Source organism: Azoarcus sp. DN11, from assembly GCF_003628555.1.
Classification (GTDB): Bacteria; Pseudomonadota; Gammaproteobacteria; order Burkholderiales; family Rhodocyclaceae; genus Aromatoleum.
Genome location: NZ_CP021731.1, coordinates 2,089,734 through 2,109,646 on the forward strand (window position 1 = coordinate 2,089,734; position 19,913 = coordinate 2,109,646).

Consider the following 19,913-nt stretch of genomic DNA (forward strand, 5'->3'; position numbering starts at 1 on the left):
TTCAAAGGACGAGCACATGCCGACGCACGACGCCACCCAAGCCCCCATCGCCATTTACCAATCGGCCGACGGCTCGATTTCGACCGAGGTTCGGCTGGACGGCGAAACCGTCTGGCTGACGCAGCAGCAGATCAGCCAACTGTTCGGCCGCGAGCGATCGGTGGTGAGCAAACACTTGCGCAATATCTTTGCGGAAGGGGAGCTGTCGGCCGATTCAGTATGTGCAAAATTTGCACATACTGCGCTGGATGGCAAAACCTACCAGGTCGATCACTTCAATCTCGACGTGATCATTTCGGTCGGCTACCGTGTCAAGTCTGTCGAAGGCACCCGCTTCCGCATCTGGGCCAACCGCATCCTCAAGGACTACCTCGTCAAAGGGTATGCGCTGAACGAGCAGAGGCTGGCCAGGCAGCAGGAGAACATCCGCCAGCTCGAACGCACGCTGACGCTCTTCCAGCAAAACCTGATCGAGCAGGCCAACCTGCCGGAGGCACGCGGACTGGTGGAAGTGATCGCCGGCTATGCGCGCACCTTCGTGCTGCTCAACCAGTTCGACAGCGAACGCCTGCCGTTGGACGATTTCACCACGACCATTCGCTACGCGATCCGCGAGGACGAAGCGCTGGCGGGCATCGCCGCGCTGAAGGCCGACATGATCGGGCGCGGCGAGGCGTCGGCCTTGTTCGGCAACCGGAAGGACGACAGTTTTGCCGGCATTCTCGGCAATATCCTTCAATCCTTCGGCGGCGAGTACGTGTATCCGAGCATCGAGGAACAGGCCGCCCATCTGCTTTATTTCGTCATCAAGAACCATCCGTTCTCGGACGGCAACAAGCGTATCGGCGCCTTTCTGTTCATCTGGTTCCTGCAACGCAACCGGCACCACTTGAAGTCGGATGGGGAATTGAAGATCAACGACAACGCGCTGGCCGCGATTGCCCTGCTGGTGGCGCAGAGCGATCCGGCGCAGAAGGAACTGATGGTTCATCTGATCATGAACCTGATCCGGAGTTAAGCAAGAACATGAACGCAACCGCCTCCATCGTCTCCAAGGTCTGGAGTTTCTGCACCACGCTGCGCGACGACGGCGTCAGCTACGGCGACTACCTGGAGCAGCTGACCTACCTCATCTTCCTCAAGATGGCGCACGAGTACAGCCAGCCGCCGTACAGCCGCAAGGTCGGCATCCCCGCCGAATACAACTGGCAAAGCCTCAAGGCCAAACGCGGCGCCGAGCTGGAAGTGCATTACGTGACGCTGCTGCGCGAGCTCGGCAACCGGCCCGGCATGCTCGGCTCGATCTTCACCAAGGCGCAGAACAAGATCCAGGACCCGGCCAAGCTCTACCGGCTGATCGACATGGTCGACGACACCCAGTGGGTGACCATGGGCGCCGACGTCAAGGGCGACATCTACGAGGGCCTGCTGGAACGCAACGCCGAAGACACCAAGTCCGGCGCCGGCCAGTACTTCACGCCGCGCGCCCTGATCCGCGCAATGGTCGAATGCGTGCGTCCGGAGCCCGGCAAGACGATCGCCGACCCGGCCTGCGGCACCGGCGGCTTCTTCCTCGCGGCCTACGATTTCCTGGTTGCGGCGCATGCGATGGACAAGGCGCAGAAGGCCTTCCTCAAGCACGAGACCTTCTTCGGCAACGAGATCGTCGCCGGCACGCGGCGCCTCGCGCTGATGAACATGTTCCTGCACAACATCGGCGAGATCGACGGCGACAGCATGATTTCGCCCAACGACGCGCTGGTCGCCAGTACGCCGCAGACCTACGACTACGTGCTCGCGAACCCGCCCTTCGGCAAGAAGAGCGCGATGAGCTTCACCAACGAGGACGGCGAGCAGGAGAAGGACGACCTGACCTACAACCGCCAGGACTTCTGGGCGACGACGTCGAACAAGCAGCTCAACTTCGTGCAGCACATCCGCACCATGCTCAAGACCACCGGTCGCGCCGCGGTCGTGGTGCCCGACAACGTGCTATTCGAAGGCGGTGCAGGCGAGACGGTGCGCAAGAAGCTCCTGGAGACTACCGACCTGCACACCATCCTGCGCCTGCCGACCGGCATCTTCTACGCCAACGGGGTCAAGGCCAACGTGCTGTTCTTCGACAACCACGCGGCGAGCAAGGAAGCGTGGACCAAGGAAGTCTGGATCTACGACTACCGCACCAACATCCACCACACGCTGAAGAAGAAGCCGCTGCGCTTCGAAGATCTGCAGGACTTTATCGCCTGCTATCAGCCGGCGAACCGCTTCAAGCGCCAGGAAACCTGGAACGAGGCGAGCAACCCGGAAGGCCGCTGGCGCAAGTTCGGCTTCGATCAGATCGTCGCACGTGACAAGACCAGCCTCGACATATTCTGGCTCAAGGACAAGAGCCTCGCCGACCTCGACAACCTGCCCGAGCCCGACGAACTGGCCGGCGAGATCATCGACAACCTGGAGGCCGGGTTGAACAGCTTCCGGGAAGTCGCGGCGGCCTTGTAGCGTGAATACCGTCAATTGGATGAACCGGGTAGGTTGCTGAGCGAAATCAAAAGGGCGCCAACCTTGCGGCGGCGCCCTTGGTTCGTTTCGGCAGAAGCCGGGTCAGGAGCGTAGGGGCTGCGCGGCCACGCGCTTGTCGCCCGTGCGGGGGAACCGCGCGCCGGACGGTTCCGCGTGGGTGGTGGGTGCGGGCGCGGGCTGCGCAGCGCCGGCGGCTTCGCGCCGCCCCACGCCCAGCCAGCAAGCCAGCGCCGGCAGCAGGAAGATCGCGCCGAGCACGTTCACCAGGAACATGAAGGCGAGCAGCACGCCCATGTCGGCCTGGAACTTCAGCGCCGAGAAGGCCCAGGTGCCGACGCCGATCGACATCGTCACGGCGGTGAAGACGGCGGCGGTGCCGCGCTGGCGCATCGCTTCGTAGAAGGCTTCGCGCAGGCTGTAGCCGTGTTCGGCCAGTTCGTGCTGCATGCGCTCGTAGATGTAGATGCCGTAGTCGACGCCGACGCCGACGCCGAGCGCGATCACCGGCAGGGTGGCGACCTTGAGGCCGATGCCGAGCAGCGCCATCAGCGCGTTGCACATGATGGTTACGAGGGTCAGCGGCACGATCACGCACAGCACGGCGCGCCAGGAGCGGAAGGTGAGCCAGCACAGCAGCGAGATCGACGCGAAGATCGAGGCGAGCATCTGCACCTCGGCGCGCTCGACCGCCTCGTTGGTGGCGACCGCGACGCCCGCGTTGCCGCCGGCGAGGCGGAAGGTGACGTTGGGCGTCTTGTCCTCGGCGATGAACTTGCGCACTTCATCGACGACGTGCTTGAGCGTCGGGCCCTGGTGGTCGTTGAGGTACACGGCGAGGTGGATGGTCTTGCAGCCGGCGGAGTTGAGGCCCAGTTCGGGGTTCGCGGCGCGGCTGCCGGTGCGCAGCGCGGCTTCGGTGCGCTGCAGGGCCGCCCAGCGCGGGTTGGCCTCGTTGTTGCCGGCGGCGAAGAGCTTCGCGAGACCGGCGACGGTGCTCACCGACTGGACGCCGTCGACGCCGCGCATGCGGAAGTCGAAGCGCTCGACGGCGTTCATGACGTCCCAGTTGAGGCAGGCTTCGGTCAGGTTCTCCGTCTCGACATAGACCGACAGCACGTCCATGCCGATGGAGTAGCTGTTGATGATCTTCGCGTTGTCCCGGTTGTAGCGGGAGTCGGCGCGCAATTCCGGTACGCCGCTGCCGATGTCGCCGGTCTGCAAGTGGCGGGAAAAATAGGTGGCGGTCGCAAGCAGGACGAGCATTACGCTGAAGGTCGTGAGTGCCGGGCGCGGCTCCGACAGCGCCGAGAGCCGCCACCAGGCGGGGTGCTTTTCCTTGTTGTCGACGGGCTGGTGCAGGGCTATGCGTTCGAGGTGCAGGTGCGACAGGATGATGGGCATGAACATCTTGTTGGTCATGATCATCAGCGCGACGCCGAGGCAGGCGGTGAGGCCCAGCTCGTGCACGATGGGGATGTCGATCACCATGATCACGAGAAAGCCCAGCGCATTGGCGAGCAGCGCCATGATGCCGGGCACGGCGAGCTTGCGGAACGCGCCTTCGGCGGCTTCCAGCGCCGTCTCGCCCGCGAGCACGTCCTGCTTCCAGGCGTTGGTCATCTGCACCGCGTGCGAGACGCCGATCGAGAAGATCAGGAAGGGGACCAGCACCGACATCGGGTCGATGCCGTAGCCGATCAGCGGCAGCAGGCCCAGCAGCCAGATCACCGGCAGCAGCGCGACGGCGATGGCCAGCACGGTGAGCTTGAGCGAGCGTGAGTACATCCACAGCAGCAGCGAGGTGATCACGAAGGCGATCGCGAAGAAGGTCACGACGGTGCCGAGACCTTCCATGACGTCGCCCATGACCTTGGCGAAACCGACGATCTGGATATCGACCTTGTCGCTGCCGAACTGGCTGCGGATGGCTTCGAGTTTGTGGGCGACTTCGGCGTAGTCGAGCTTGGCGCCCGTGTCGGGGTTGGTTTCGAGCAGGTCGGCCTGCACCAGCGCGGATTTGACATCGTTCGCGACTAGGCGGCCGATCTGGCCGGATTTCGCGACGTTGGCGCGCACCTGGTTGAGGCCCCGTTCGTCGGTCTCGAAGCGCGCCGGGATCACGACGTCGCCGGTGAAGCCTTCCTCGGTGACTTCGATGTAGCGCACGTTCGGGGCGAAGATCGAACGCACGCTGGCGCGATTGACGCCGGGGGTGAAGAAGACTTCGTCATTCACCTTGCGCAGGATGGGCAGGAACTCGGCGTTGTAGATGTCGCCATCGCCTTTCCACTGCACGTTCACGAGGATGCGGTTGGCCCCCGAGAAGGTGGTCGAGTGCTTGAGAAAGGCGGCCATGTAGTCGTGCTTGAGCGGGATCAGCTTGTTGAAGCCGGGATCCAGGCGGGTGCTCAGCGCTGAGTAGCCCAACCCGAGCGTCACGAGCAGGAAGAAGGCCCCCAGCGGCTTGCGCCAGCGAATGAGCATGCGGGCGAGCACTGCGACCAGTGCGTCGATTCTGGACAAGGTATGGGGGGCGTTCATAAGGCAACTCCGTGAATCTGACGGATGGCTGGGTGGCGACCTGAAGCGGGCGGATGCGGCAGGGCGCCCGACGGTCTCACCGGACTGGGCCGGCGTAGGCGCCCGCGCCGACGAGGTACTTGCCGACGCGCACGACGTAGCTGTGCTTGTTCTCGACTTTCAGATTGGCGGGGTTGCGCCATGCGTACCGCACGTCGCCCTCGCCCTTGCTCCTGGCCAGCGCGATCATCTCGCGGATGAAGTACTTGCCCTTGGCGTCGACGAGTTCGCCCGCCTTGCGACCCACCTGACGCGGACTGCCGCCGTGTGCGTAGACCAGTTCGTCCTCCAGTCCCACCACGAACACGTACAGGTCGTCCTGGACGAAACCGCCGTTCAGGCTGTTGAAGCGCTCGAAGGCGTGGTCGCCGTGCACCTTCAGCTCGTGCACTGCGCGCCAGAGCATGGACTTGGCGAGCTCGATCGACGCGTTCGGGGTGTAGTAGCCGACGACCAGGATGCGGTCGCCGACGGCGCGATAGGTCGCGATCTTGGGTTCGGCCCGGTTGTGCACAGGGTTGTACCAGCGGTACTCGACGGTTCCGGTCCTGGCGGTCTTGGCGCCGCCAAGCATCTCGCGGAAGAAGAAACGACCGTCCGAATCCGTCATGTCGCGCACGTTGCGCCCGATCAGCGCGCTCGACGAGCCGCCGCTGGCGATCAGCTTGCCGTCCGTATCCAGGACGTAGACGTAGAGGTCGCCGTCCTGGAATGCACCCGCCTGGCTGAAGGTCGCCAGCGCGTGTTCGCCCTTGTCGCGCAGATGCCGCTCGGCGCGATCGAGCAGCGCCTGGGTGCGCGCGATGGCCGTTCGTTCCTGCTCGCCGCCCGGTGCGGTATTTTCCGCATGGATCGACATGGTGTTCAATGCAATGCCCAGCACTGCGGCGAGTATGAGGGTTCTCAGCGGAGCCATGTCGCGACGTCCTCCCAAAGAAGATTGCGGCGAGGCTGATTGTAGGGCGGTCCGCGATCGGCTTCGTAGTCCGGCTGGACGATGTCCGCCGCTTTACCGGGGGCCGATACTCCTGCAAAGCGCCAATTCCGGCATCGCCGTCATCAGGAGGAAATTGCATGACCGTAACCGTCGTAACCGGCTCGGCGTCGGGCATCGGGGCCGCCGTCGGCGCGCAGCTGCGACAGGCGGGGCATCGCGTGATCGGCATCGACCGCCGCGATGCGGATATCGTCGCCGACCTGTCCACCGCCGAAGGGCGGCAGGCGGCGGTGGCCGCGGCGCTCGAGGCCTGCGGCGGCGTCCTCGACGGCCTCGTGTGCTGCGCGGGCCTGGGCCCGACGGCGAGTTCCTGTGGGCTGATCGTCGCCGTCAACTACTTCGGCATGAGTGAGCTGCTGGACGGTTTCGGAGAAGCGCTCGCGCGCGGCAGCCGGCCTGCGGCGCTCCTCATCGGCTCGGTGGCCTCGGCACACCCGGGTATCGACAAGCTGCCGATGGTCGAGCTGATGCTCGCCGGGGACGAGGCGGCGGCGAAAGCGCAGGCCGACGCGATGGGCAATCCGCAAGCGGCCTACGCCGGCTCGAAGTACGCGGTCACCGTGTTCGCGCGCCGCAAGGCGGCCGAGTGGGGGCGCCGCGGCATCCGCCTGAACGTGGTTGCGCCGGGCGCGGTCGAGACGCCGTTGCTGCAGGCTTCGCTGTCGGATCCGCGCTATGGCGAGGCGATCCGCAACTTCGTCTCCCCGTTGGGCCGCAACGGCAGCCCGGACGAGATCGCGCGCGTGGTCGCTTTCCTGCAGTCGGAAGCGGCGAGCTTCATGCACGGCACGGTGGTCTTCGTCGACGGCGGCATCGATGCGCTGAACCGTCCTGAGCGCTTCTGATCGCACCGCGCCGCGCGACGACCATCCACGGCAAGCGGCGACCAGTGTGAAGCACGACTCCCATCCCGCTCCGGTGCAGCCGGATCCGGCCGACATGCCGGGGAGCGGGCCGGGAGCTCGCCGCCGGCAAATCCTCGATGCGGCCGAGGCGTGCTTCCGCGACAAGGGTTTTCATGGCGCGAGCATCGCCGACATCTCCGCTGCGGCGGGGGTCAGCGCGGGCCATATCTACTATTACTTCAAGAACAAGGAAGAGATCGTCACCGCGATCGCGGAGACCGAACTCGATGCCTTGCTCGAAATCCACGACGCGGTGCGCGTCGATCACAACGTCGTCGATGCGATCGTCGCGCGCTCGGGTGACATCGCCCTTCAGTACGCGGATCCGCAGAACTCTCGCCTGCGACTGGAAATTCTCGCCGAGGGTGCGCGCAATCCGTGCATCTCCGCGCGCGTCCATGCGCTCGACCGGCGGGCGCGCGAAAGCGCTTACCGCAGCCTGCGCCTGATCGGCAGCGGGCTGTCGGGCGACGCCCTCGAAGCGCGGATTGCCGTCCAGTACGAGCTGATCAGCGCGATCCTGTTCGGCATCACGGTGCGCGCGGTGCGTGGCATCGAGGTGGACCACGGCCTGCTCAAACGGGAAGTGATGGAAGCCGTGCGCCGCGTGCTTGAACGGCCCTGAAGGCGCGGCAGCCGCCATTAGTCTCAACGGACGATGTTCCGCTTTCACGCCGGGTGAATGATGGGCTCCATTACGAGTGCCGGCGTCTTATGCCGGCGGCACTCCGGCCCCCACGCCGCAATGGTGTGCGCCAAGGGGCACGAGAACAGCAATAACGGAGACCAATGCATGGACAACGGTATCGCGGCCCGGAAGGCATCGCAGCCTTCCGTCAAAATCGTGTCGCGGGACGAGACCCAGGCCAAGCTGGATCGGCGTGCGCAGAGCAGTGCGCTGATCAAGCCGCGCGACCTGTATACCACCGCCGACCGCATCGAGGCGCAGGCGCGCGCGCACGGCGACCGGCCTTTCCTCGTGTACGGCGATGCCCGCTACAGCTACGCCGAGGTCGATGCGTGGGCGAACCAGTTCGCCCACGCGATGCACGCACGAGGACTGGGGCCGGGGGACGTGTGCGCGATTGCGCTCGAAAACCGCCCGGAATTCTTCTTCGCCTGGTTCGGTGTGAGCAAGCTGGGGGCCGTGGCGGCCTTCATCAACACGCAGGTCAGCGGCCGGCCCCTCGCGCATGCGGTCGAGACCACCGGCGCGAAGGCGGTGATCGTCGGCGAGGAATGCCTGCCCAATTTTGCCGCGACGGACGGCTTGCCCGTCGTCATGCAATGGCTGTTGCCCGATACGGAAAAGCCGGCCCCGGCGGCCCTGCGCCACGACGGCGACACGGCGTTTGCGGACGCCGTCGCACACGCGCAGCGCGATGCCTTCCCGCGCGAGCCGCGCGCCCGGCTCACGGCCGAAACGCCCGCGCTGCTGATTTTCACGTCCGGGACCACCGGTTTGCCGAAAGCCGCCCTCTACAGCCACATGCGCTGGATGTCGTCCGGCGACGTGATGGTGGATACCATCGACGCGGTTGCCGACGACGTCTTCTACTGCTTCCTGCCGCTCTACCACGGCGCGGCGGTGACTTCGATCACTTCCACCGCGCTGAAGGCGGGCGCCGCCATCGTGGTGCGCAGGAAGTTCAGCACGCGCGAGTTCTGGAACGACGTGCGCCGCTACGGTATCACCGTGTGCCAGTACATCGGCGAGATCTGCCGCTATCTGCTCAACCAGCCGCCTTCGGGCCGGGATCGGGAACACGGCCTGCGCTGCATGATGGGCGCAGGCCTGACGCCCGAATCGTGGCTGCGCTGGGTCGAGCGTTTCGGGCCGGTCCAGATCTTCGAGGGCTGGGGCTCGACCGAGGCGAACGCCAACCTCATCAACGTCGACAACCGCATCGGCTCTTGCGGCCGCGTGCCGTACTGGGAGAAGACCAATTTCCGTCTGGTGCGCTACGACCTGGAAAGCGGTGAGCACGTGCGCGACGCGCGCGGTTTCTACCTGCTGTGCCAGCCCGGCGAGGTCGGGGAGGGCATCGGCTACATCGTCGACCACCCGGACATCGGCGGCGGGCGTTTCGAGGGCTACACCTCCGCCGAGGCGACCGACAAGAAGATCCTGCGCAACGTCTTCGTCGAAGGGGATACCTACTGGAGCTCCGGCGACCTGCTGCGTTACGACGACGACGGCTATTTTTACTTCGTCGACCGCATCGGCGACACCTTCCGCTGGAAGAGCGAGAACGTGTCGACGATGGAGGTGGCGGATGCGTTGGCCGACTATCCCGGCGCGGAATTGATCAACATCTACGGGGTGCAGGTGCCCGGCCACGAGGGACGCGCGGGCATGGCGGCGATCGTGATGCAGGACGGGCACGCGTTCGATCCCGCAGGCTTCTATGCGCTGACCGAGGCGCGCCTGCCGCGCTACGCGGCGCCGCTCTTCGTGCGCGTGTCGCGGGCGGCCGATCTCACCACCACCTTCAAGCTGCGCAAGGTCGATCTGCAGCGCCAGGGTTACGACCCCGCCGCGTTCGACGACCCTCTGTATGTCCGCAGCGAAACGGAGCGCACCTACCTGCCGTATTCGGCCGAGGTCCTGGAAGAAGCCGGTCTGTCCCCGTTCGGTGCCGTCACGGGGGTCGCCATATAGTCCGTTTGGACGATGTGCGCCGCTGCCCGGCGGTGCAACGTGGGTTACAGGCCGTCCCCGCCGCCGCCCCGCGGGAACGGCCGATCGCATCAGTCAATAGAGAGACCCGTCAGAGGTCCGACTGGAGAGAGACAATGACGATCAAGCTGCTCGTATTGGGCGCCGTGTGCGCCTTCTTCGGCTCCCAGTGGTTCAAGGGGGCTGCCTCCGACAACGTCGCGAACTGCGCTGCCGCCGGGCACCACTGCCCGGGTGCGATGATGGTCAGCGGCGCTTCGCCCGACCGGTTTTTCGGGGCCCTGACCATGCGCTAGCCGCAGGGATCGCCGGGCAGGCAATTTCAGCCCCCGCGGCGCGGGGGCCTACTCACATCATCGCGGCCATCGCGAACGGCACTCCGACTACACCGGCCCACCCCAACCGTCCCCAGAACGCGAGGGGCGCTGACTGGTGGTTCCACAGCCCCAGCGCGCCAAAGGCGCCCATCGCACCCGCGCCTTCTACCCAGATGCCGCTCAAGCCGGCCAATCCCAGCAATGCCAGCAAACGGATCGCCGCGCCGGGGCGATGAGCGGTCACCGGTGATTTGATCCCGGCCAGGCCGGCAAGTCCGATCAGGCCGACAAGGCCGATCCACGGAGTGATGTTTTCCACGTCGCTGTCTCCTCGAAAACGCGTCGCCTCGGCCGAACTCGGCCGGCTTTCGCGCCTGCGATGCTTCCGCTACGGTCCATGGCGCGCATCATTCGATCGGACTAGGGTGCAGGCAGGCATTGCGAAACGTCCGTGATGCCTAGTCGATTTGAACGATTACCGCACCAATGCCGCTATGGCATCGTTGCCCCATCGCCGGCAACGGCAACGGCAAAAATCGCGAACAGGGGCTGACATGGGACTGAAAGGACAAGCCGCGATCGTCGGGGCGGCGCAGTACAGGCCGGAAAAATACGCGACCGCGCCGCGCATGTTCCACCTCGAACAGGTGGCGGATCTCGCGGCGCGCGCGCTGCAGGACGCCGGGCTGAAGGCGTCGGATCTCGACGGCCTCGTCATCAACGGGCCGCAGTTCCACGAGGCTTCCGTGTTCGTGCCGGCGATGGCGGCCGAGTACCTCGGGATGAAGTTGAACTTCGCCGAGGTCGTCGACCTGGGCGGCACCACGTCCGTCGGCATGGTGTGGCGCGCGGCGGCTGCGATCGAACTCGGGCTGTGCCAGGCGGTGCTGTGTGTGCTGCCGGCGCGCATGGCGCCCTTCGGCCCCGACGAGGATCCAGCGTGGATGGCGCGGGCGATGCGCTACGGCGGGCACAGCACCGCCTTCGGCGCGCCCGAGGCGGAATTCGACCTGCCCTACGGCCACATGGGCCAGAACACCGGCTACGCGATGATCGCGCAGCGCTACGCGGCCAAGTACGGCTACGACCCGCTGGCGATGGCGAAGATCGCCGTCGATCAGCGCACCAACGCGCTGACGAACCCGGACGCGATGTTCTTCGGCAAGCCGCTCACGGCGGAAGAGGTGCTGGCGAGCAAGATGGTCGCCGATCCGCTGCACGTGCTGGAGATCGTGATGCCGGTCGCCGGCGGCGCGGCGGTGATCGTCGCGTCGAAGGAACTCGCGGCGCGTGCGCGCAACCGTGGAGCCTTCGTCACGGGCTTCGGCGAGCATCTCGCCTTCAAGTCGCCGTCGTATGCGGCCGAGATGACCGAGACCCCGATCGGGCCGGCCTCGCGGCGCGCCTTCGAGATGGCGGGCATCAAGCCGGGCGATGTCGACGCGGCGCAGATCTACGACTGCTACACGATCACGGCGCTCCTCACGCTCGAAGACGCCGGCTTCTGCGAGAAGGGCGAAGGCATGCGCTTCGTGCGCGAGCACGACCTCACTTGGCGCGGTGATTTTCCCATGAACACCCACGGCGGCCAGCTCAGCTTCGGCCAGGCCGGATCGGCCGGCGGCATGTCGCAGGTGATCGAGGCCTTCACCCAGCTCGCCGGGCGTGCGGGCGACCGTCAGTTGAAGCGTTGCGACCGGGTGTATGTGTCCGGCACCGGCGGCGTGATGAGCGAGCAGGGCGCCTTGATCCTGCAGGGAGCGTGATGAAGATGTCGATGAATAAACCGATGCCGGTGGCGACCGAGATCTCGGCCCCGTTCTGGAATGCGCTGAAGGAGGGCGTGCTGCGGATCCCGCACTGCACCGCCTGCGGCCACTGGATCTTCTACCCGCGCCGCCACTGCGACCGCTGCTTCTCGCACGCCGTCGAATGGCGCGAAGTGTCGGGCGCCGGCCAGCTCTATTCCTACACCGTCGCGCGCATCCCGACGCTGCCCGACTTTGCCGACGAAATGCCGCAGAAACTCGCGGTGGTCGAACTCGACGAAGGCGTGCGCATCAACACCACGCTGGTCGGCCTGAACGAAGACGAGATCCGCATCGGCATGCGCGTGAAGCCGGTGTTCGACAAGGTGCGCGCGGACGGCGCGACGCTGCTGCGCTTCACCGCCGCGGACGGCGATTTTCCGGCGCGTATCGACAGCACCCCGCAAGCGCTCGCGGCCGCCGCGGACGCCCAGCTGGCCGCGGAAATCGCGGCGACGGACGTGCGCCGGGTGCGCTTCGACGACGAGGCGGCGATGAAATCGCTGGTGAGCGACGCCTTCACCCCGTGGAGCAACCAGGTCGTCGTCGACCAGGTGCTGATCGACGAATTCGCGAAGCTTTCCGGCGACGACTACTGGATCCACACCGATCCCGAGCGCGCCGCGAAGCAGAGCCCCTTCGGCGGCACGATCGCGCACGGCGCGCTGGTGCAGATCCTGCAATCGCGCCTCAAGATGCCGCTCGGCTTCGAGGTCACCGGCTTCAACAACATGGTCAATTACGGCTCCGACCGCCTGCGCTTCCCCTCACCGGTCCCCGCCGGCTCCCGCATCCACGCGCGGGCGCGAGTGAAAGCGGTCGAGAAGCTCGCCAAGGGCATGCAGCTGACGCTGGAAGTGACGACCCATGTCGTCGGCAACGAACGCCCGTCGGTCATCAACGATCTGGTGATTCTGTATATGTAGTTTTGTAGTGCTCTCGTAGTGGTCCTCTCCTTATTGGCCGCTCTGCCCGTCGGGTGAGCGGTTTTTTTTTGGTTCATCGCGTTTTTCCGGGGAAGGCGGCCTTGATCTTCAGGAAGAAATAGGCTGAGTCGCGGAACCCGTAGGCCATGCGCTTGATGACCTTGATGCGGTTATTGACGCCTTCGAGGACGCTGGTGTTGAGCGGGAAGATGGCTGAGGCGAGAATGCCTCGTAGGTACTTGCGCAGCCGTTTGGCGAAGGCGATGGCCGGCGCGATCCCGCTGTCGATGGCCAAGCGATACCAGTGCTTCCATCTTCGTGCCCCTTCTCGCACGGTCGGGGCGAACCAGACTTCCTTGATGGCCGTCTTGAGAAGATAGACAGTGGCCAGTGGCGCGTTGGCCGCCAGCAACTCGTCAAGCTTGACCGCCTGCTCGTTGCCGAGGTTGTCGCGGTTACGCAGCAACAGCCAGCGAGAGCGCTTGATCACCTGACGCTGTGCCGGCGCGCTGCGCAAGGCGTTGGCCTGATCGACCCGCACCCGATCGACCACTTCCCGACCGAAGCGCGCGACGACGTGAAACAGGTCATAGACTACTTCTGCGTTCGGACAATGGGCTCGCACCTCCAGATCGAAGGCGGTGTTCATGTCCATCGCGACGGCTTCGATGTGTTGGCAGCCTTCTTCGCCGAGCAGTTCGAAGAATGGTCGGATCGCCTCGCGACTGTTGCCTTCTCCGACCCACAGCACCCGCATGCGTTCAGCATCCATGATCACCGTCGCGTAGCGGTGTCCCTTGTGCAGGGCGAACTCATCCATCACCAGCCGACGCACCCCTGGGCCTCGAAATCGCCGTACCGGGCCTGCAGGCGTCGCTGGTCGATGCGCTTGATGGTGTGCCAGTGCAAACCGGTCAGTTCGGCAACATGGGCAATCGGCAGCATCTGTACGAGCGCCTGGACCCAGGCTCGCAGTCGGTGCGTGATGCGCTCGCCCGCATCGAGCCAGCTCAGCCGCTCGGCCGCACGCGCGCCGCACTGATAGCAGTCGAGCCGCCGGATCGGCACGTCCAGCCAGACCCGTCGGTCAAACCAGTCTCGGTCGCGCACCCGGCGCCGCCGTCGCTCATGAATCAGGACGCACTCACTGGCGCAACGCCCGCATCGGGGACGGTAAGAGGGGACTTCAGAAAGGGACAGAAGCAGCGAACCGTCGGTTCGCTCCTGGGATGAATCGACGACATGGCCTTCCCAGAAGACCAGGCCCAACATAGCATCTCGCATGACGGGGAAGAGGAAGGGGATCGGTTTGTTTGGCGACTGCCAATCTACCAACCTCCGACCCGTCAACCTCTACTTTCCCCAGATCGCGCGAAGAACCTTTTTTTTGGCGTGGCGGGAGGACGAAATCTACGTCACGATTGCCCTGCAGCGCGTCGGTCAGGCGAGGCCAGGTTGTACCGGATTACCCGCCCTGTAGCCTCATCAATCCACAACTCCCGGCGGAAAGTCGGCCGGCAGTCGCCCGCCGACGCGGTCGATGACGGCGGGGAGGCGGGAGGTGATGGCTCCCATGTCCGGGCCGTGACAGCGCGGCGCCAACGTCCCTCTGCTGTTTAGTCTCAACGGACGATGAGCGTGCGGCGGCTCGTCGCGAAAATGGCTTCCATACCGGCAAGTGCCGGGCTCATGGGAGCCGGAGACATGATCGATATTCGCGGTCTGGGTTACATCGTCGCCCAAACCGATCAGCTCGCCGAATGGCAGGGCTATGCGCAGGACGTGCTGGGCATGATGACCGCATCGGCACCCGGCGGCGGCATGTACGTGAAGATGGACGAGCGTCCGTTCCGCATGCTGGTGGTCGAAGGGGCCGAGCGCCGTTACCTCGTGTCGGGCTGGGAGCTGGCGGACGAGCGCGCCTTCGATGCCGCGATCACCGTGCTCGAACAGAAGCGCGCGAAATGGGAGCCGGCGTCGGCCGGGCTGTGCGAGCAGCGCGGCATGCAGGCCATCGCGATCGTCATCGATCCTGCCGGCAACCGCCACGAACTGGGCTGGGGCCATCGCTCCGATTGCCTGCCGTTCGTGTCGCCGCAGGCCGTGCCGCGCTTCGTCACCGGCGACATGGGGCTGGGCCACACCGTGCTGCCCGCGCCGAATTTCGACGAGACCGTGGCCTTCCATCGCGAGGTGCTCGGCTTCGGCGTGTCGGACATCTTCAATTTCCGTCCTGATCCGGCCGGCCCGGCGGTGCGCATCCACTTCCTGCACTGCGCCAACGCGCGTCACCACAGCCTCGCGCTGGCCGAATATCCGATGCCGTCGGGCTGCGTGCACGTGATGGTCGAAGTCGATTCGATGACCGAGGTCGGGCGTGCGCACGACCGCCGCATCGCACAGGGCGTGCCGCTGTCGGCCACACTCGGGCAGCACCTCAACGACCGCATGATCTCCTTCTACATGAAGACGCCGTCGGACTTCGACCTCGAATACGGCTACGGCGGGCTGCAGGTCGACTGGGCGCGCCACACCGCCTTCGAATTCACGCGCGTGAGCCTGTGGGGCCACGACTTCTCGGTCGGACAGAAATAAGGACGCCATCAATGGACAAGCGGATGACAACGGCGGATGTCGCCGGCGCGCTGCGCGACGGCATGACGGTCGGATTCGGAGGATGGGGGCCGCGGCGCAAGCCGATGGCGATCGTGCGCGAGATTCTGCGCTCGCCGGTGAAGGACCTGACGGTGGTCGCCTACGGCGGGCCGGAGGTCGGCATGCTGTGCGCGGCGGGGAAGGTGAAGAAGCTGGTGTTCGGCTTCGCGACGCTCGACGCGATCCCGCTCGAACCGTATTACCGCAAGGCGCGCGAGGCGGGCGAGCTGAAGGAATTGATGGAGCTCGACGAGGGCATGTTCCAGTGGGGCCTGCGCGCCGCCAGCATGCGCCTGCCCTTCCTGCCGACGCGTTGCGGCCTTGCGACCGATGTCGTGAAGCTCAACCCCAAACTACGCACGATCCGTTCGCCCTACGACGACGGCGAGGTGCTGATCGCGATGCCGGCGCTGAAGCTCGATGTCGCGCTGCTGCACGTGAATGTCGCCGACCGCCTCGGCAACACCCTGGTGACCGGGCCCGATCCCTACTTCGACCACCTCTTCGCACGCGCGGCCGAGCAGTGCTACGTGTCCGCGGAGCGCGTCGAGGAGCGGCTGCAGCTCGATGCCGCGAGCGCGCGCAGCAACACCTTCGAGCGCTACCTCGTGACCGGCGTCGTCGAGGCGCCTTTCGGCGCGCATCCGACCTCGTGCCCGTCGGACTACGGCTGGGACATGAGCCACTTCAAACGCTACGCGGCAAGCGCGGGCGAGGAGGGCGGCTGGCAGGCCTATGTCGACGAGTTCGTCGCGCCGGGCGAAGCCGCCTACCAGGAAAAGAACGGCGGGGCCGCGCGTCTGGCGACGCTGCCGCTGCCGGTGTTCTGAGGAGACTCCGCGATGACCGAAAAGATTGATTTCACCCTTGCCGAACTGATGATCGTCGCCGCCTCGGAAGCGTGGCGCGGCGACGGCGAAGTACTCGCGTCCGGCTTGGGTGTGATCCCGCGCCTGGGCGCGAGCCTCGCGAAGCTCACGTACAGCGAGGGCCTGCTGATGACCGACAGCGAAGCCTTTCTCGTCGAGGAGCCGATACCGCTCGGGCCGCGTGGGAATTACCAGCCGCGCTATTCCGGCTATATGCCCTTCGAGCGCGTGTTCGAGTGCGTGTGGGGCGGGCGTCGCCACGCGATGATCGGCCCGACTCAGGTGGACCGCTGGGGCCAGACCAACCTCTCGTGCGTCGGCGATTACGCCAAGCCGAAATCCGCGATGCTCGGCGTGCGCGGCCTGCCCGGCAACAGCATCAACCACATCAACTCCTTCTTCGTCCCGAATCACAGCCGCCGCGTGTTTGTCGAGGGCGAGGTCGACATGGTGTCCGGCGTGGGCTTCAACCCTGAGCGTTGGAACGACGGCGAGCGCAGCGATCTGATGCAGATCCGCATCGTCGTTACCGACCTGTGCGTGATGGATTACGACGGCCCATCGCGGGCGGCGCGCGTGCGCTCGCTGCACCCTGGGGTGAGCCTCGCGGAAGTGCAGGAGAAGACCGGCTTTCCGCTCATCGCGGCGCCCGAACTGTGCGAGACCGCGCATCCGACCGCCGAGCAGCTCGCGCTGATTCGCCGCCTCGACCCGCACGAGCTGCGCGCGACCGCGATCAAGGGCAATCCCCCGGGCATCCGCCCGGCTGCCTGATGCGCCAAGGATAAGAACCATGACCGCCCCGACGACCCCTTCGACGACCACCAAGGCCGGTGATTTTGTGAGTCGCGCCGACACCTCGTCCTATGAGACCGACCTGCCGGTGAAGTACGCCGTGCAGGACGGCATCGCGACCGTGACGATGTGCCGGCCGGAGTTCAACAACGCGCAGAACTCGCAGATGACCTATGCGCTCGACGCGGCCTTGCGGCGTGCCGTCGATGACGACGCGGTGAAGGTGATCGTGTTGCGCGGCGAGGGCAAGCACTTCTCTGCGGGGCACGACATCGGCACGCCGGGGCGCGACATCAACAAGCCCTTCGAGCGCGTGCACCTGTGGTGGGATCACACCAACAAGCCGGGCGGCGAGTACCTCTACGCGCGTGAGCAGGAGGTGTACCTCGGGATGTGCCGGCGCTGGCGCGAACTGCCCAAGCCGACCATTGCGATGGTGCAGGGGGCGTGCGTCGCGGGCGGGCTGATGCTCGCGTGGGTGTGCGACCTGATCGTCGCTTCCGACGACGCCTTCTTCCAGGATCCGGTGGTGCGAATGGGCATTCCGGGCGTCGAGTATTTCGCCCATCCCTTCGAGCTGCATCCGCGCATCGCCAAGGAGTTCCTCTTCGTCGGCGACCGCATGGGGGCCGAGCGCGCGTACCAGATGGGCATGGTCAATCGCGTCGTGCCGCGCGCCGAGCTCGAAGCGGCGACCTACGCGATCGCAGCGCGCATCGCGCAGCAGCCGCGCATGGGGCTCGCGCTGACCAAGCAGGCGATCAATCACGTCGAGGACCTGCAGGGCAAGCGCACGGCGATGGACGCCGCCTTCGGCTGGCACCACTTCGCGCATGCGCACAACGAACTGCTGTCCGGCGACAAGCTGGGCGGCTACGACGCGAAGGCGATGGCCCAGGCCAACAAGCAGGCCGTCACGGCAGGAGAGGGCGCATGAACCGCGACACCCCGTTCGACTATTCCGCGCTGCTGCGCACGCCGCTCACCGAGCGGCTGGGCTGCCGCTATCCCATCGTGCAGACGGCGATGGGCTGGGTCGCCGACGCGAACCTCGTGATCGCGACGACCAAGGCCGGCGGCTTCGGCTTCCTCGCCGGCGCGACGATCGAGGCGCACAAGCTCGAAGGCGAGATCCGCAAGGTGATCGCCGCGACGGGCGGGACGAATTTCGGCCTCAACTTCCACATGTTCCAGGGAAACGCCGCGCAGTGCGTCGATCTCGCGATCCAGTACAAGCTGCGTGCGGTGAGCTACGGGCGCGGACCGGACAAGAAGACCATCGCGCGCTTCAAGCAGGCCGGCGTGCTGTGCATCCCGACCGTGGGCGCGCTCAAGCATGCGGTGAAGGCAGTCGAACTCGGCGCCGACATGATCACGATCCAGGGCGGCGAGGGCGGTGGCCATACCGGCGGCGTGCCGACGACGATCCTGCTGCCGCAGGTGCTCGATGCGGTGAAGGTGCCGGTCATCGCGGCGGGCGGCTATTCGACCGGACGCGGGTTGGCCGCGGCGCTCGCGGCGGGCGCCGCGGGCATCGCGATGGGCACGCGCTTCCTGATGACCACCGATGCGCCAACCCCGCGCGCGACGCTGCAGCGCTACGTCGCGGTGGACGACCCGCAGAAGATCCGCGTGACGCTCGCCGTCGACGGCATGCGCCACCGCATGATCGACAACCCCTTCATCCGCCGCCTCGAAGCGGCGGGCCCGCTGGGGCGCCTCGCAATCGCGCTGAAGAGTGCGTGGGCGTGGAAGGCGCAAACCGGCATGAGCGTGGGCCACATGCTGGGCGTGCTGCGCCAGGCGATCAAGGAAGACGCCGGCGCGGTGTCGCAGACCGTGATGTCCGCGAACCAGCCGGTGCTGCTGCAGCGTTCGATGGTCGAGGGGCGCCCCGACGAGGGCATCCTGCCGAGCGGCCAGGTCGCCGCGGCGATCGGCGAGCTGCAGAGCAGCGAAGAGGTCATCCGCGGCATTGCCACGGAGGCCGAGGCCTGCCTCGCGCGCCTCTGTGCACGGCTCGAAGCGCCGCGCGAACGCTCCACCGCCTGACGCACCAACAAAGAACACCCCGCATCACACAGAAGAGACTGGAGACCCCCACGTGACGAACGCAATCCACATCCGGCTCGACGCCGGCATCGCCGAACTGGTGATCGACAAGCCGCCGGTCAACGCACTCGACAGCAGCGAATGGTTCGCGCTCGCGCGCACCATCGACGAACTCGGTGCCAACCCGGACGTGCGGGTCATCGTGATCCGTGCCGAGGGTCGCGGCTTCTGCGCCGGCGTCGACATCAAGGAGCTCGACGCCCACCCGGAGCGCATCGTTGCCGTGAATGCCGGCAACTACGCGACCTTCAAGGCCGTGCATCGCTGTGCGGTGCCGGTGATCGCGGCGGTGCACGGCTTCGTTCTCGGCGGCGGCATCGGCATCACGGGGGCGGCCGACATCGTCGTCGCGTCCGAGTGCGCGACCTTCGCCCTGCCCGAGGTCGACCGCGGCGCGATGGGCGGTGGCGCGCACCTGCAGCGCCTCTTCCCGGTGCAGAAGGTGCGCTACCTGTTCTTCACCGGCGAGAAGATCGGCGCGCGTGACGCCGAGCGCTACGGCTTTATCGAGCGCGTCGTGCCGCACAGCGAGTTGCGCGAGACGGCGCTGGGCATCGCCGCGAAGATCGCCGCGAAGAGCCCCGCGATGATCCGCATCGCCAAGGAAGCGCTCAACGGCATCGAGGACGGCAACCTCGAGGACAAGTACCGCTGGGAGCAGGGCTTCACGCTGCAGGCCTACACCAGCCCGGATTCGGCCGAAACGCGCCGGGCCTTCGTCGAAAAACGCGACGCGAAATTCTGAA

Annotated in this window: 17 protein-coding genes and 1 pseudogene; 14 read left to right on the forward strand and 4 right to left on the reverse strand. The window is 66.0% G+C overall.

From position 1 onward, the window contains the following. The first annotated feature begins 16 nt into the window (after positions 1 to 16). Positions 17 to 1,018 carry a virulence RhuM family protein/type II toxin-antitoxin system death-on-curing family toxin gene (locus CDA09_RS09540; RefSeq protein ID WP_121428405.1) on the forward strand — a complete coding sequence of 334 codons (1,002 nt, stop codon included), beginning with the start codon at positions 17 to 19 and terminating at the stop codon, positions 1,016 to 1,018. 8 nt (positions 1,019 to 1,026) lie between these two features. Further along, on the forward strand, positions 1,027 to 2,502 hold the full coding sequence (locus CDA09_RS09545; protein ID WP_121428406.1) for a class I SAM-dependent DNA methyltransferase: 1,476 nt from the start codon (positions 1,027 to 1,029) through the stop codon (positions 2,500 to 2,502). 102 nt (positions 2,503 to 2,604) lie between these two features. Here the strand turns inward: CDA09_RS09545 and CDA09_RS09550 are convergent, their stop codons facing one another. Both CDA09_RS09550 and CDA09_RS09555 read right to left on the reverse strand, forming a co-directional pair. After that, positions 2,605 to 5,064 (reverse strand): efflux RND transporter permease subunit, encoded by a 2,460-nt coding sequence (locus CDA09_RS09550; RefSeq protein WP_121428407.1) that lies wholly within the window; start codon positions 5,062 to 5,064, stop codon positions 2,605 to 2,607. Between the two features lie 76 nt (positions 5,065 to 5,140). Beyond that, a complete protein-coding gene (locus CDA09_RS09555; RefSeq protein ID WP_121428408.1) occupies positions 5,141 to 6,019 on the reverse strand; it encodes a cache domain-containing protein in 879 nt (292 codons plus the stop codon). A 158-nt stretch (positions 6,020 to 6,177) separates the two neighbouring features. Here CDA09_RS09555 and CDA09_RS09560 point away from each other — a divergent pair, with 158 nt between their 5' ends. The 4 genes from CDA09_RS09560 (at position 6,178) to CDA09_RS09575 (ending at position 9,981) form a co-directional block, all read left to right on the forward strand. After that, a complete protein-coding gene (locus CDA09_RS09560) occupies positions 6,178 to 6,945 on the forward strand; it encodes an SDR family oxidoreductase (RefSeq protein WP_121428409.1) in 768 nt (255 codons plus the stop codon). Positions 6,946 to 6,991: 46 nt separating this feature from the next. Beyond that, positions 6,992 to 7,630 (forward strand): TetR/AcrR family transcriptional regulator, encoded by a 639-nt coding sequence (locus CDA09_RS09565; protein ID WP_121428410.1) that lies wholly within the window; start codon positions 6,992 to 6,994, stop codon positions 7,628 to 7,630. 168 nt (positions 7,631 to 7,798) lie between these two features. Then, positions 7,799 to 9,667: a long-chain-acyl-CoA synthetase gene (locus tag CDA09_RS09570; RefSeq protein ID WP_121428411.1), complete on the forward strand. Its 1,869-nt coding sequence runs from the start codon at positions 7,799 to 7,801 to the stop codon at positions 9,665 to 9,667. A 134-nt stretch (positions 9,668 to 9,801) separates the two neighbouring features. Continuing rightward, positions 9,802 to 9,981, forward strand: coding sequence for a hypothetical protein (locus tag CDA09_RS09575; RefSeq protein WP_121428412.1), 180 nt, complete (start codon positions 9,802 to 9,804; stop codon positions 9,979 to 9,981). 52 nt (positions 9,982 to 10,033) lie between these two features. Here the strand turns inward: CDA09_RS09575 and CDA09_RS09580 are convergent, their stop codons facing one another. Continuing rightward, positions 10,034 to 10,321, reverse strand: a complete 288-nt coding sequence (locus tag CDA09_RS09580) for a hypothetical protein (protein WP_121428413.1) — start codon at positions 10,319 to 10,321, stop codon at positions 10,034 to 10,036. Positions 10,322 to 10,556: 235 nt separating this feature from the next. Here CDA09_RS09580 and CDA09_RS09585 point away from each other — a divergent pair, with 235 nt between their 5' ends. Together CDA09_RS09585 and CDA09_RS09590 are read left to right on the forward strand one after the other, a co-directional pair. Beyond that, positions 10,557 to 11,768, forward strand: a complete 1,212-nt coding sequence (locus tag CDA09_RS09585) for a thiolase family protein (protein ID WP_121428414.1) — start codon at positions 10,557 to 10,559, stop codon at positions 11,766 to 11,768. An 11-nt stretch (positions 11,769 to 11,779) separates the two neighbouring features. Next, a complete protein-coding gene (locus CDA09_RS09590) occupies positions 11,780 to 12,736 on the forward strand; it encodes a bifunctional OB-fold nucleic acid binding domain-containing protein/MaoC family dehydratase (RefSeq protein WP_286164446.1) in 957 nt (318 codons plus the stop codon). 73 nt (positions 12,737 to 12,809) lie between these two features. Here the strand turns inward: CDA09_RS09590 and CDA09_RS09595 are convergent. Next, a pseudogene (locus CDA09_RS09595) lies at positions 12,810 to 14,020 on the reverse strand (ISL3 family transposase). A gap of 420 nt (positions 14,021 to 14,440) precedes the next feature. Between CDA09_RS09595 and CDA09_RS09610 the strand changes: the two are divergent. From CDA09_RS09610 to CDA09_RS09635, 6 genes are read left to right on the forward strand one after another with little or no spacing between them, the layout of a single operon-like run. After that, positions 14,441 to 15,331 (forward strand): VOC family protein, encoded by an 891-nt coding sequence (locus tag CDA09_RS09610; protein ID WP_121428416.1) that lies wholly within the window; start codon positions 14,441 to 14,443, stop codon positions 15,329 to 15,331. An 11-nt stretch (positions 15,332 to 15,342) separates the two neighbouring features. After that, the gene (locus tag CDA09_RS09615; RefSeq protein ID WP_121428417.1) at positions 15,343 to 16,221 is read left to right on the forward strand and encodes a CoA transferase subunit A; all 879 of its coding nucleotides are present in this window, start codon (positions 15,343 to 15,345) and stop codon (positions 16,219 to 16,221) included. 12 nt (positions 16,222 to 16,233) lie between these two features. Next, positions 16,234 to 17,034, forward strand: a complete 801-nt coding sequence (locus CDA09_RS09620) for a CoA-transferase subunit beta (protein ID WP_121428418.1) — start codon at positions 16,234 to 16,236, stop codon at positions 17,032 to 17,034. Positions 17,035 to 17,053: 19 nt separating this feature from the next. After that, the gene (locus CDA09_RS09625) at positions 17,054 to 17,992 is read left to right on the forward strand and encodes an enoyl-CoA hydratase (protein WP_121428419.1); all 939 of its coding nucleotides are present in this window, start codon (positions 17,054 to 17,056) and stop codon (positions 17,990 to 17,992) included. Then, entirely contained in the window at positions 17,989 to 19,107 is a 1,119-nt protein-coding gene (locus CDA09_RS09630; RefSeq protein ID WP_121428420.1) for an NAD(P)H-dependent flavin oxidoreductase, read from the forward strand. Before CDA09_RS09625 ends, CDA09_RS09630 begins: the two co-directional genes overlap by 4 nt. A 52-nt stretch (positions 19,108 to 19,159) precedes the next feature. Further along, positions 19,160 to 19,912 (forward strand): enoyl-CoA hydratase family protein, encoded by a 753-nt coding sequence (locus CDA09_RS09635; RefSeq protein ID WP_121428421.1) that lies wholly within the window; start codon positions 19,160 to 19,162, stop codon positions 19,910 to 19,912. The last annotated feature ends 1 nt before the right edge of the window (position 19,913 follow it).